Genomic DNA, 11475 nt, shown 5'->3' on the forward strand with positions numbered 1-11475 from the left:
GCCAAGGCGCAGCGGGCGCGCAGCCGGCGGCTCGGCGGGTGCGGGACGGCGGCGCAGCATCCGCAGGCGGCGGCTCAGCGGGCGCGGGACCGGGCCGTCAGCGGGCGCCCCTGGTGCGCAGCTTCTGGACGAACTCCCGGGCCTTGCGCTGGTTCTCCGGCTTGGCGGCCTCGCGTCGGACGACCTGGATCGCCTTGGCCGCGAGCGCGCCCTTGAGGGCTCCACGGAACAGTCGCATCGGGTTGCTCCTTCTCTGATGTGCGCGGCACCGGCCGCGCGAGACTGGGGGCTTCGACGCTACGGGCGTCCGGGCCGGGTCGCCACCGCACGCCCGCCCCGCGCCGGGCCGGAGCCCGCCCCGCGCCGGGCCGAGCCGGCCCCGCGCCGCGCCGGAGCCGGGCTCGCACACGGCCGGAGGGTGCAGCCGCGGCGGACGGGGCTCCCGGACGTGGGCGCCGCGGCCTACCCTGTGCCGCATGACGGAGATCACCTACCCCACGAACGCACGGCCCGGCGAAGGGGCCTTCGCCGTCGGGACGCCGGGTCCTTCCGGGGCCGACGACGCCCGCGAGGGCGTCCGCGCCATCGCCCGGGCGGCCAAGACCGCCTCGCGGAGCCTGGCGACGGCGACGCGGGCGACCAAGGACGCCGCGCTGCACGCGATGGCGGACGCGCTCGTGGCGAACGCCGGCCGCATCGTCGCAGCCAACGCCGCGGACCTCGCGCGCGGCCGCGAGAACGGCATGAAGGACTCCCTGCTCGACCGACTGGCGCTCGACGAGGGCCGGATCGGCGGCATCGCGGACGCGCTCCGCGAGCTTGCTGGGCTGCCCGACCCGGTGGGCGAGATCGTGCGTGGCTCGACCCTGCCCAACGGGCTGCGGCTGCGGCAGGTCCGTGTCCCGATGGGCGTGGTCGGGATGATCTACGAGGCCCGCCCCAACGTGACTGTCGACGCGGCCGGCCTCGCGCTGAAGTCCGGCAACGCCGTCGTCCTGCGCGGCGGCTCGGCGGCGGCGAGCTCGAACGAGGTGATCGTCGCCGTGCTCGGCGAGGCGCTCGAGGCGCGGGGGCTGCCGCGCGAGCTGGTGCAGTCCATCGACGCCTACGGGCGGGCCGGTGCCGTCGAGCTCATGCGCGCCCGCGGTCTCGTGGACGTCCTGGTCCCGCGCGGCGGAGCGGACCTCATCCGCACCGTGGTGACGGAGTCCGTCGTGCCGGTCATCGAGACCGGCGTGGGCAACTGCCACGTGTTCGTCGACGCCTCGGCCGACGTCGCCCAGGCCGTGCCCATCGTGCTCAACTCCAAGACCCAGCGCACCGGGGTGTGCAACGCCGCCGAGACCCTGCTGGTGCACCGCGAGGTCGCGCCGACGTTCCTGCCGGCGGTGCTCGAGGCGCTGCGGGGCAAGGACGTCACGGTCCACGGTGACGACGCTGTCGCGGCCACGGTCCCGGAGGGGATGCGGTTCGAGCCGGCGACGGAGACGGACTGGGAGACCGAGTACCTCTCGCTCGACCTCGCCGTGCGGGTCGTCGACTCCCTCGACGAGGCCCTGGAGCACATCCGGCGCTACTCGTCCGGGCACACGGAGGTCATCTGCACCACGGACACGCGGTCCGTGCAGCGCTTCACCACCGAGCTCGACTCCGCGGCGCTGATCGTCAACGCGTCCTCCCGCTTCACCGACGGCGGTCAGTTCGGGCTCGGCGCGGAGATCGGCATCTCGACCCAGAAGCTGCACGCCCGCGGGCCGATGGGCCTGGCCGAGCTGACCACCACCACCTGGATCGTGGAGGGCGACGGGCAGATTCGCGAGTGAGCGCACGGCGCGCCGGTCAGCGAGTGAGCGCCCAACGCGCCGGTCAGCGAGTGAGCGCCCAACGCGCCGGTCAGCGAGTGAGCGCCTAACGCGCCGGTCAGCGAGTGAGCGCCTAACGCGCCGGTCAGGCCCTGTCGACCGGTGCGCGCATGGCCAGGAGCTCGTCGAGGCAGCGCCGGATCGTCACGGCCAGCGAGCCGGCGACCATCGTGCCGCCGCCCGGAGCGTCGGTCCGGGCCCGGTCGACCGCCGTCGCGTAGTCGGCGAGCGCCTCCCGGGTGGCGAGGACCGTGTCGTCGTCGATGCTCGCCCGGTCCACATGGCGCACGACGTCCTCGAGGCGGCGCAGCGCCTCGGCCGCCGGCCGCCGGAGCGTGGGCCCGAGCGGCACCTCCTCCCGGTCCGCCCGCTCCTCGGTGGAGAGGACGTCGGTGAGGTCGACGACGAGCATCGCGACGCGGTCCAGCGCCCGGGCCTGACGGTCGAGGTCGTCCAGCTGGTCCGCGTAGCGGCGGGCGCGGCGGTTGCCACGCCGGGCGTCGTCCGCCTCCTGCACGGCGTTGCGCATGCGCCAGCGCTTCGGCGAGATCTCGTGCAGCCGCCGGTCCCAGTCCTCCGCGTCGAGCGGCTCGTCCCGGTCCAGCGCGTCGGCGACGTCGGAGAGCTGGTCGGCCAGCTCCTGGCGCACCACCTCGACGGTGCGCTGCGCCGGGGCCAGCAGCAGCGGCGGGAAGGCGGCGTTGATCGCGATGCCGATCGCGGCGCCCAGGAGCACCAGGCCTGCGTACACGCCGACGAAGAACGCCTCCCCGCCGCCGATGACGAGCGTGAACAGGGCGGCGGTGGGCACCCAGCTGGACATCGCGCCCAGCGGGCGCCACCCGGTGGCGAGCACGCCGAGGGCGACGACCACCGCCACCGTGACCGGGCTCTGCTCGACGCCCACGAGGTCGCCGACGTAGGCGATGACCCCGCCCAGCGCGATGGCCGCCACCGACTGGAACGACTCGCGCACCGAGCCCGCGAGGGTGAACGTGGTGGCGACCACGGCTCCCAGCGGCGCGTAGTAGGGATACTCGCCCGCCGGGTCGGGCAGGAGTCCCGCGACGTACCAGGCGATCGATGCGGCCAGCGCGCCGCGGACGGCCAGCGCGACGCGCGGGTGCCGGATCCAGGCGCGCAGCAGCAGGCCGGGCCGACGGACGAGCTCGGCCCGGGGCGTGGTCCCCGTCTGGGTCATGGACCCTCCTTCGGTCGGCGTCCGTCCTAGCACGTTCCCGGCGGCCGGTGCCCGTCCGAAACGTGCGCCGGGTGACCGGGGGCACGGTGCGTCAGTGCCGCGAGGCGCTGGCACCGGGCCGGGGCGGCCCGCCTTCGCCGGTCACGGCCACAGCAGCTCCCTGACCCATCGGGCTCTGCCCGCGCCGCGCCGGACCCGCCGGTCAAGGCCCTCACCGGGGCCCTGGTCGGTCGCACGGTCGCGCTCGGCCCGGTAGCGCAGCCGGATGTTCCCCGGCCTCGCCGCCTGGAAGAACTCCACGGCGTCGGGGGCCAGGGCGTGGTCCGCCCAGTCGGGATCTACCAGCCCGGGCTCGGCGCGCACCCGTTCCTCGGTGCGGGCGTACGCGGCGGCGTAGTCCTCCAGGCTCGGGAGCGGCTCGCTCTGGTGGCCGACGAGCGTGCCCACCCGCGACGCCTCCGACCGGGCGAGGAACACCGAGGCCTCGGCACCCACGTCGCGCACGACGCCGGTGAGCCGCACCTGCCGGCCGTGCGCCGGCCAGAAGAACGTCAGCGCCGCCCGCGGGTTGGCCGCCAGGTCGGCCGCCTTCGGGCTGGACCGGTGCGTGGAGAAGTGCCAGCCGTCGTCGTCGAGGTCGGTGAGGATGACGTTCCGCGCGCTGACGCGGCCCTGCGCGTCCGCCGTCGCCAGGACCGTCGCGTGCGGGGCCGGGGTCCCGTCGGCCGCCGCGTCGCCGAGCCAGCGGAGGAAGAGCATGGCAGGGTCGTCGGGGGCCGCTCCGGGGTCGAGCGCGGGCAGGTCCTCCGGGAAGGTGGGCAGGGCCCGCAGGCGCGCGCGCAGGTCCTCGACGGGTGCTGCGTCCACGGCGTCGCCGGGGCCCGGCTGCAGAAACTCCATGTCTCCTCCACGTCGCTCGTGCGTGCAGCATTCCACGGAGGGCCGCCGGAGAGAGAAAACGGCCCGATCGCGTCCGGGTGAACATGTCCGGGGGCCGAACGTGGTGCGAACCTCGGGCGAAGAGCCCCTTGACGGGCCAGCGCAGATGCGAGGGGATGGGGCAATGAGTCTGTGCTCCCACCTCGACCTCATCGACTACGACGCGGTCGACCCGGACGCACCGGGGTGCGAGGAGTGCCTGGCTGCCGGCGGCCGGTGGGTGCATCTGCGGGCGTGCCAGACCTGCGGGCACATCGCCTGCTGCGACTCCTCACCGAACCGGCACGCCCGCGGGCACGCCCTGGAGGTCGGGCACCCGGTGGTCCGCTCCTACGAGCCGGGTGAGGGGTGGTTCTACTGCTACCCGGACGACCTGACGTTCGAGCTGGTGGGGGCTCCGCCGGCCCCCTCGCACGCCTGAAGGCGGCGCGCGGTCGGGACCGCCGGGGCCCCGAGGCGCGGCGCAGGCTCGTGCCGTCCCTAGTCGGCCGGTGTCGCGCTCGGCTCCGGGTAGCACCCGTCCGGTCCGCAGAACCCGACGGCGTCCGCCCCGACCGCCTCCAGCCCCGGGACCTGGGCGAGAACGAACGGGGACGCCGGTGCCGTCGGCGCCGCCGTCGTCCCGTCCGCCGCGCGGTTTGCCGTGGGAGACGTCATCGGGCGGGCTCCGCCGCGCCGGCCTTCTCCTCGGCCACCTTCTGCAGCACCTGCGCGAAGGTCTCGGGAGCCTGTGCTCCGGAGACGCCGTACTTGTTCTCGATGACGTAGAACGGCACCCCGTTGATGCCGTACGCGCGCGCCTGGGCGATGTCCTGCTCGACCGCGTCGCGGTAGGTCCCGTCCGCCAGGGCGGTGCGGACCTCCTCGGCGTCGAGTCCGGCCTCGACGGCGATCGCCACGAGATCCTCGTCGTGGCCGACGTGCCGGCCCTGCTCGAAGTAGGCGGAGAACAGCCTCTCGACGACGTCGAGCTGGAGGCCCTTCGCCTTGGCGAGGTGGAGGACCTCGTGCGCCTTGAGGGTCTTGGTGTGCCGGACCGCGTCGAAGTCGTAGTCCAGGCCCTCGGCAGCGGCGAGCGCGGTGACCTGGTCGAGCATCTGGGCCACCTGCTCCGTGGGCATGCCCTTGTGTCCGGCGAGGAAGTCCACCTCGGAACCCTCGAAGTCCACCGGGGTGTCGGGCGCGAGCTCGAAGGAGTGGTACTCGAGCGTGACGTCGCCGCCGAACTGCTCGACACCCTTCTCGAAGCGGCGCTTGCCGATGAAGCACCACGGGCAGGCGATGTCGGACCAGACGTGCACGGTGATGGGTTCGCTCATGCCCGGGTCAACCGGACCGCCCCGGACTTCATTCCGGGCCTGTCCGGTGAGGGCGGCCACGCCTGCGTGGACGGGCGCGCCGGCGTCGATACGCTGACCTGCGGACGGGGCCGTCGGCCCGTCCGCGACGTGAGGGCCGGGGAGGGCGCCGTGACCGCTGGTAGCTGGCTGGGTTCACCCGCGCACGCGCGCTGGCTGGAGGCCGAGTCCGACGCGCTGCTGCGCTTCGCCCGCGCCGCCCGCACGCCCCAGGGCTTCGGCTACCTCGACGCCGCCGGTGCGGTGGACCCGGCCCGGCCGACCGAGCTGTGGATCACCTGCCGCATGGTGCATGCCTTCTCCCTGGGCACCCTCCTGGGACGGCCCGGGTGCGCCCCGCTGGTCGACCACGGCCTCGAGGCCCTGACCACGGCGTTCGAGGATCCCGAGCACGGCGGCTGGTTCCCCGCCGTCGGGCCGGAGGGGCCGACGGCGGACCGCAAGGAGGCGTACCCGCACGCGTTCGTCCTCCTCGCCGCCTCCTCCGCGACGGCGGCCGGCCGGCCCGGTGCGGCCGACCTCCTCGACCGTGCGCAGCGGGTCTCCCTCGAGCGGTTCTGGCGTGAGGACGAGGGCATGGCGGTCGAGGGCTGGGACCGCGCCTTCACCGAGCTGGAGCCCTACCGCGGCGTCAATGCCAACATGCACACGGTCGAGGCGTACCTCGCCACCGCCGACGTCACCGGCGAGGAGGCCTGGCTCGACCGGGCCGTGCGCATCGTCGAGCGCGTGGCCGCGTTCGCGCAGGCGGCCTCGTGGCGCATCCCCGAGCACTTCGACCCGGCGTGGCGGCCGCTGCCGGACTACAACCGCGAGGACCCGGCGCACCCGTTCCGCCCGTTCGGCGCCACCGTGGGGCACTGGTTCGAGTGGGCGCGGCTGATCCTGCAGGCCCGCGAGGCGCTGGCGGCCCGCGGCCGCGGGCCCGGAGCCTGGATGCTCGACGCCGCCCGCGCGCTGTTCGAGGCCGGCGCGGCCGAGGGGTGGGCGGTCGACGGCGCGGACGGGTTCGTCTACACGGTCGACCCCGGCGGCGTCCCCGTGGTGCGCGAGCGGATGCACTGGGTGGTCACCGAGGCGATCGGCGCGGCGGCGGCCCTGCACCGCGTCACGGGGGAGGAGCGGTACGAACGCTGGTACCGCCGGTGGTGGGACTACGCCGCGCAGCACGTGATCGAGGCACCCGGCGCCTGGCGGCACGAGCTCGACCCCGGGAACGCGCCCAGCGCCCGGACGTGGCCGGGCAAGCCGGACGTCTACCACGCGCTGCAGGCCACGCTGCTGCCGCGGCTGCCGGTGGCCCCGGCGATCGCGCCGGCCCTGGCGGCGGGGCTGCTCGACAGCTGATGCCCACGCGGCGCAGGCACCGCTCCCCGTCCGCTCCCCGTCTCACCCTGACGCCGCTGCCCTCACCCCGGCCCCGCCCCGCGGCATTTCGGCCTGCCTCATCCGCCCTTTCACCTCCGAAACGCTGCGGAGCCGGGCCGGACGGTGCTGTGCTTGGACAGCGGTAGGGACCACGTCGACGACAGTGCGCGCCGGGCGGTACCGCGCGAGGCGCTGAAGAGGGGACCGAGATGTCCGAGAAGCCGAGTCTGGAGCCGGAGGAGGCCCCGCGGGGGCTCAGCCGGCGCACGGTCGTGGCCGCGGCCGCGTGGTCGGTCCCGGTGATCGCCGTGGCGAGCGCGGCGCCCGCGATGGCGGCGTCGCCCCCGGTCTTCGTCGACACGTGGGGGCCGTTCTGCAAGCACCCGGGCAACAACCAGAACGACCCGAAGTACCGCCTGTACCACCTGTCGGTCTCGTGGGACAGCACGTTCGACGTCGCCAAGCTCGTGACGATCGACTACGTCATCGTCAACGGCGTGACCTTCAGCGGCCCGCTCGACTACTCGTCGCCCACCGACACCGGCGTGGACCCGCTGTCCTTCACGATCCCCGCGAACGCGAACGACTACATCGTCGAGTTCCACGTGGGCCGCACGACCGACAGCGCCAACGCCGACGTGACGATCGCCTACACCATCGACGGCATCCAGTACTTCCAGGGGACCGGCGGCGCCCGGAACACGCCGCCCTGCGCCAACAACCTGCCCTGACCGCGGGACGGACGGAGGAGGCACCTGGCCGGACCGGCCCTCGGCCGGTCCTGCACGAACCACGGGGGAGCGTCGGATGCCATCGACAGCACAGCACGAGCCTTTGTTCCTGCGGCTCCTGGAGTCGGAGTTCGCCCTGACCTTCGCCGCCGGGCACGCCCGCGAGGAGCTGCAGCGGCACTGGTCGCGCTGTGTCCTGCCCTCGTCCGACGGCGCGGCGGCCGTCGCGGTGGACGACAGCGACCCGTCCCGTCTCGGCACCTTCCGCTATCCCCTGACGTCGAGGCTGACGAACCGGGCGATCGAGAACCTCGCCGGCCGCTTCGTCAGCCTGCACGCGTGCGGGCTCTCCGACGGCACCGGCAGGGTCCTCGCCCTCGTGGGAGCCTCGGGCAGCGGGAAGACGACGGCGGCGCTGGCCCTGGCGAGCGACGACTTCGGGTACGTCACGGACGAGACCGTGGCCGTCGACCGGGACGGCAGGGTCGTCGGCTTTCCGCGGCCGCTCGCCGTCGCCGACCCGGAGTCGGTCGGCGGGAAGTCCCAGCGTGGGCCTGACGAGCTGGGGCTCCGGACGTGTCCCGACGAGCTCACCCTCGGCGCGATCGTGCTGCTGCACCGGGTGCCGGAGCGGCGGGACCCCCCTCGGCTCGAACGCCTGTCGCTGCTCGACGCTGTCACCGCCCTCGTCCCGCACACCTCCTTCCTCACGTCCGTCGACCGGCCGCTCCAGGCGCTGGCGGAGCTGACCGAGCGCTGCGGCGTCTTCCGCCTGACCTTTCGCGACGTCCAGGACACCCGGGACCTCCTGCGCCCGGTTCTCGGCGCCGGCCGGCCGACGGGCGCCGCCCCCTGGACGCCGAGCCCGCCGCCCCTGACGGACGACGCGGTGGCGTGGGGCCTGCGCGACGGCCGGGTCCGCCAGGTGCCGTGCACCGACGCGGTGGACGTCGGCGACGAGACCCTCGTGCTCCTCGACCGGCGACCGGTGCGACTGAGCGGCATCGGGCGGACCCTGTGGCACTGGGCCCGGAGCGCACCGTCGCGCGCAGAGGCGCTCGACCACGTCGTCGAGCTCCACGGGCAGCACCCGGACGCAGATCGCCTGGTCGGAGCGGCGATCACGACGATGCAGGAGTCCGGCGTCCTCGGGCACGGCGTGCCGCAGAGCGCCGGCCAGGTGCTCGCCGGCCGCTCCACCGCGCGCGGCCGAGCCGGTACCTGCACCCTCGGGAGCGACGACGGGCCGTGAAGCCGACGACCGACGTGCCCCGGCGCGCGCGGGTCCGCCTGGCGCACGCCGCGGTGCAGCACGTCGCCGACGCGTGCGCGGCCGACATCCTCCATCTCAAGGGCGCCGCGATCGACCCCGCGCTACCGGTGGAGAGCCGGACCGGTACGGACGCCGACGTCCTCGTCCGACCCTCCCAGGTGAGCCTGCTGCTCGGGCAGATGCAGCGGCACGGCTGGGTGCTGCGCACCACCTTTCGGGACGGGTCGCCCTTCGAGCACGCGGCCACCCTCTCGCACAGCGTGTGGGGTTTCGCGGACGTCCACCGGATCTTCCCGGGCATCACCGCACCGCCGGACCGGGCGTTCGAGACGTTGTGGTCCGGGCGCGCCGAGCACGTGATCGCCGGACGGTCGTGCCCGGTGCCGAGCCAGGCCGCGCAGGCGACGATCCTGACGCTCAACGCCGCGCGCTCGCACGCCCACGGACGGGCGGATCTCGAGGCCGTCTGGCAGGACGCCGGGCCGGAGCGGCGCCGGGAGATCAGGGCCCTGGTCGGCGAGCTCGGCGCCGAGGTCGCCCTCGCCGCGGCCACGGGCGCTCTGGAGGACCACCGCGGCGACCGTGAGTACGCGCTCTGGCGCGTCACGACCCAGGGCGGAACCCGCATCGCCGAGTGGCGCGCCCGCATCGCTGCGGCGGGGACGGGCAGGCAGGCGGTGCGCCTCGCACTGAGGGCACCACTGGTGAACGTCGCTCATCTCGAGGCCCGCCTCGGCCGGACGCCGAACCGCCTGGAGGTGCTCCGCGAGTTCGTGGCGCGCCCGGTGCGCGGCATCGCCGAGGAGATCACGGTGCGGCGCGAGCGACGCGGCGTGGGGAGGACAGGGTGACTGCCGTGGTGCTCCAGCGCCCGAGCCATGTCGCGGTCGTGGACGACGAGCCGGCTTCGGACGAGCAGGTCTCGGCCGCGGTGTACGTCGGTCTGCTGCCGGACGGGCCGCTCTACCGCCTCGACGGTCCGGCCGCTGTCATCTGGCAGGAGGCGTGCGGCCAGGACGAGGCCGGCCTCGTGGCGCGTGTCGCCATGCGCACCGCTCTGGACCCCGACGTGGTGGCCGGCGACGTCCGTCGGTGCGTCGCCGAGCTGGTCTCGCTCGGGCTTCTCGTGCCGACCGAGGCGACGTAGCGTCGCTCCCGACGCCCGGGGGTCAGCGGTGACCGACCCCGCCGGGGACGCTCTCGTCCGCGCGCGCCGCCCGTCGCCCGCTCTCGTCCGGGAGCGCGATGCTGGCGACGACGTCGGACCGTCCGGACCCCGGCGCCCGCCGGGAGCCGCGGGGGGACGTCTTCCCCGACCCGTAGGAGTGGTAGCCGTAGTTCCGGCCGGCCACGCCCTGCACCTTGTTCAGGGCGAAGCCCGCGACGTCGACGCCGGCCGTCTCGAGGGACCTGAGCGCGGCGCCGAGCTCTCGCTTGCCCACCTGGTCGACCGCGACCACCATGACGAGCCCGCCGGTGAGCCGGTCGATGATGACGGCGTCGATCACCGGCACCACCGGGGGGCTGTCGACCAGGACGTAGTCGTACCGGGCGGAGAGCTCGGTGAACAGCTCCTGCATGGCCTCGGACCCGAGCAGCTCGCTGGGGTTCGGCGGGACCTGCCCGGCCGGGAGCACGTCGAGAGAGGTCTCGCGCCAGCGCTGGATCACCTCGTCGGCGCTCGCCCGCCCGAGCAGCACCGTCGTCAGACCGGCGCCGCCCTCGAGGCCCATCGTCGTGGCGACGGACGGGTTGCGCAGGTCGGCGTCCACGAGCAGCACCCGGGACCCGGCGTCGGCCATGGCGATCGCGAGGTTGACCGTCGTCGTGGTCTTGCCCTCGCCCGGGACGGCGGAGGTGATGACGAAGGAGTGCCGGCGGGTGGTGACGTCGACGAAGAGCAGGTTGGTCCGCAGGCGGCGGACCGCCTCCGCCTGGGCGCCGTGCGGGTCCGACTCCATGACGACGGGCTGCTGGCGCACCGCCCGGTCGAGCCCGACGGTCGCCAGGATGGGACGGTCCGAGAGGGCCCGGACGTCCGCCTCGCCGCGGACCCGCGTGTCGAGGCCGTGCCGCGCGAGCGCGATCCCGACGCCGAGCACCAGGCCGGCGAGCAGCCCGAGGGCGAGGTTGCGGGGCACGTCCGGCGAGCTGGCGGAGGACGGCGCGGTGGCGGGCGTGATGGTCGTCGCGGTGACGTCCTGCCCGGCACTGGCGAGCAGCGGCGAGAACTCGCCGGCCACCTCGGCCAGCTGGGGCCCGACGGCGTTGGCGATCTCCGCGGCCACGTCGGGGTCGGTCGCGGTGACGGTGATGTCGAGCATGGGCGAGCTGGCCGGAACCTGCGCAGAGAGCCCGAAGCCGCCGTCGATCCCGAGCTCCTCGACCAGCGGCTCGCGCACCACCGGGGAGCCAACGACGTCGACGTACGTGGCGAGGTCGGCCTGCGTGATGACGTAGACGCCGCCGGCCTCCTCGTCGTCGGCCGGGGCGACGGCGGAGAAGAACACCCGGGTGGTCGCCGTGTACACCGGCGTGACGGTCAGGGTGGCGGCCGAGGTCGCGGCCAGGACGATCAGGGTGCAGCAGACGACGGTGAACCAGCGTGCCCGCAGCACCGCCAGGAAGTCTCGGATCTGCATGGCGCAACTCCTGGCGCGTCGGGGGCGGTGCGTCACCGAATCGTCCCACGGCGGCGGCCGTCAACGGCCGGTTTTCGGAGGCATTCCTCGCTACCCTCGGG

13 protein-coding genes are annotated in these 11475 nt (G+C 74.6%); 7 read left to right on the forward strand and 6 right to left on the reverse strand.

The genetic code is table 11. The features are described from left to right. Nucleotides 1–97: 97 nt before the first annotated feature. The gene (locus ABD774_RS09045) at nucleotides 98–238 is read right to left on the reverse strand and encodes a hypothetical protein (RefSeq protein WP_345040075.1); all 141 of its coding nucleotides are present in this window, start codon (nucleotides 236–238) and stop codon (nucleotides 98–100) included. Between the two features lie 238 nt (nucleotides 239–476). Between ABD774_RS09045 and ABD774_RS09050 the strand changes: the two genes are divergently transcribed. Then, nucleotides 477–1823, forward strand: a complete 1347-nt coding sequence (locus ABD774_RS09050; RefSeq protein ID WP_345040077.1) for a glutamate-5-semialdehyde dehydrogenase — start codon at nucleotides 477–479, stop codon at nucleotides 1821–1823. Nucleotides 1824–1947: 124 nt separating this feature from the next. Here ABD774_RS09050 and ABD774_RS09055 read toward each other — a convergent pair whose 3' ends face one another. Together ABD774_RS09055 and ABD774_RS09060 are read right to left on the reverse strand one after the other, a co-directional pair. Continuing rightward, nucleotides 1948–3063: an aromatic acid exporter family protein gene (locus ABD774_RS09055; RefSeq protein WP_345040079.1), complete on the reverse strand. Its 1116-nt coding sequence runs from the start codon at nucleotides 3061–3063 to the stop codon at nucleotides 1948–1950. Nucleotides 3064–3204: 141 nt separating this feature from the next. Continuing rightward, the gene (locus tag ABD774_RS09060; RefSeq protein ID WP_345040081.1) at nucleotides 3205–3963 is read right to left on the reverse strand and encodes a pyridoxine/pyridoxamine 5'-phosphate oxidase; all 759 of its coding nucleotides are present in this window, start codon (nucleotides 3961–3963) and stop codon (nucleotides 3205–3207) included. A 163-nt stretch (nucleotides 3964–4126) separates the two neighbouring features. Between ABD774_RS09060 and ABD774_RS09065 the strand changes: the two genes are divergently transcribed. Continuing rightward, nucleotides 4127–4423 (forward strand): UBP-type zinc finger domain-containing protein, encoded by a 297-nt coding sequence (locus ABD774_RS09065; RefSeq protein ID WP_345040083.1) that lies wholly within the window; start codon nucleotides 4127–4129, stop codon nucleotides 4421–4423. Between the two features lie 59 nt (nucleotides 4424–4482). Here the strand turns inward: ABD774_RS09065 and ABD774_RS09070 are convergent, their stop codons facing one another. Then, nucleotides 4483–4659: a hypothetical protein gene (locus tag ABD774_RS09070; RefSeq protein WP_345040086.1), complete on the reverse strand. Its 177-nt coding sequence runs from the start codon at nucleotides 4657–4659 to the stop codon at nucleotides 4483–4485. Further along, nucleotides 4656–5321 carry a DsbA family oxidoreductase gene (locus tag ABD774_RS09075; RefSeq protein WP_345040088.1) on the reverse strand — a complete coding sequence of 222 codons (666 nt, stop codon included), beginning with the start codon at nucleotides 5319–5321 and terminating at the stop codon, nucleotides 4656–4658. The genes ABD774_RS09070 and ABD774_RS09075 overlap by 4 nt, the downstream gene beginning before the upstream one ends. A 150-nt stretch (nucleotides 5322–5471) precedes the next feature. Between ABD774_RS09075 and ABD774_RS09080 the strand changes: the two genes are divergently transcribed. From ABD774_RS09080 to ABD774_RS09100, 5 genes are all read left to right on the forward strand, one after another. Beyond that, nucleotides 5472–6707: an AGE family epimerase/isomerase gene (locus ABD774_RS09080; RefSeq protein WP_345040091.1), complete on the forward strand. Its 1236-nt coding sequence runs from the start codon at nucleotides 5472–5474 to the stop codon at nucleotides 6705–6707. A 230-nt stretch (nucleotides 6708–6937) separates the two neighbouring features. Further along, nucleotides 6938–7459 (forward strand): hypothetical protein, encoded by a 522-nt coding sequence (locus tag ABD774_RS09085; protein WP_345040093.1) that lies wholly within the window; start codon nucleotides 6938–6940, stop codon nucleotides 7457–7459. Nucleotides 7460–7535: 76 nt separating this feature from the next. Then, nucleotides 7536–8711, forward strand: coding sequence for a hypothetical protein (locus ABD774_RS09090; protein WP_345040095.1), 1176 nt, complete (start codon nucleotides 7536–7538; stop codon nucleotides 8709–8711). Further along, nucleotides 8708–9583 (forward strand): nucleotidyltransferase family protein, encoded by an 876-nt coding sequence (locus ABD774_RS09095; protein WP_345040097.1) that lies wholly within the window; start codon nucleotides 8708–8710, stop codon nucleotides 9581–9583. Before ABD774_RS09090 ends, ABD774_RS09095 begins: the two co-directional genes overlap by 4 nt. After that, nucleotides 9580–9879, forward strand: coding sequence for a PqqD family peptide modification chaperone (locus ABD774_RS09100; protein WP_345040100.1), 300 nt, complete (start codon nucleotides 9580–9582; stop codon nucleotides 9877–9879). The genes ABD774_RS09095 and ABD774_RS09100 overlap by 4 nt, the downstream gene beginning before the upstream one ends. A 22-nt stretch (nucleotides 9880–9901) precedes the next feature. Here ABD774_RS09100 and ABD774_RS09105 read toward each other — a convergent pair whose 3' ends face one another. Then, nucleotides 9902–11374, reverse strand: a complete 1473-nt coding sequence (locus ABD774_RS09105; RefSeq protein ID WP_345040102.1) for a tyrosine-protein kinase domain-containing protein — start codon at nucleotides 11372–11374, stop codon at nucleotides 9902–9904. Between the last annotated feature and the right edge of the window lie 101 nt (nucleotides 11375–11475).

It is taken from the genome of Georgenia daeguensis (genome assembly GCF_039537705.1).
Classification (GTDB): Bacteria; Actinomycetota; Actinomycetes; order Actinomycetales; family Actinomycetaceae; genus Georgenia; species Georgenia daeguensis.

Excerpts from the sequence above, each read along its gene's own strand:
- ABD774_RS09045 (WP_345040075.1), bottom strand. The coding sequence starts at position 238 with ATGCGACTGTTCCGTGGAGCCCTCAAGGGCGCGCTCGCGGCCAAGGCG.
- ABD774_RS09050 (WP_345040077.1), top strand. The coding sequence starts at position 477 with ATGACGGAGATCACCTACCCCACGAACGCACGGCCCGGCGAAGGGGCC.
- ABD774_RS09055 (WP_345040079.1), bottom strand. The coding sequence starts at position 3,063 with ATGACCCAGACGGGGACCACGCCCCGGGCCGAGCTCGTCCGTCGGCCC.
- ABD774_RS09060 (WP_345040081.1), bottom strand. The coding sequence starts at position 3,963 with ATGGAGTTTCTGCAGCCGGGCCCCGGCGACGCCGTGGACGCAGCACCC.
- ABD774_RS09065 (WP_345040083.1), top strand. The coding sequence starts at position 4,127 with ATGAGTCTGTGCTCCCACCTCGACCTCATCGACTACGACGCGGTCGAC.
- ABD774_RS09070 (WP_345040086.1), bottom strand. The coding sequence starts at position 4,659 with ATGACGTCTCCCACGGCAAACCGCGCGGCGGACGGGACGACGGCGGCG.
- ABD774_RS09075 (WP_345040088.1), bottom strand. The coding sequence starts at position 5,321 with ATGAGCGAACCCATCACCGTGCACGTCTGGTCCGACATCGCCTGCCCG.
- ABD774_RS09085 (WP_345040093.1), top strand. The coding sequence starts at position 6,938 with ATGTCCGAGAAGCCGAGTCTGGAGCCGGAGGAGGCCCCGCGGGGGCTC.
- ABD774_RS09090 (WP_345040095.1), top strand. The coding sequence starts at position 7,536 with ATGCCATCGACAGCACAGCACGAGCCTTTGTTCCTGCGGCTCCTGGAG.
- ABD774_RS09105 (WP_345040102.1), bottom strand. The coding sequence starts at position 11,374 with ATGCAGATCCGAGACTTCCTGGCGGTGCTGCGGGCACGCTGGTTCACC.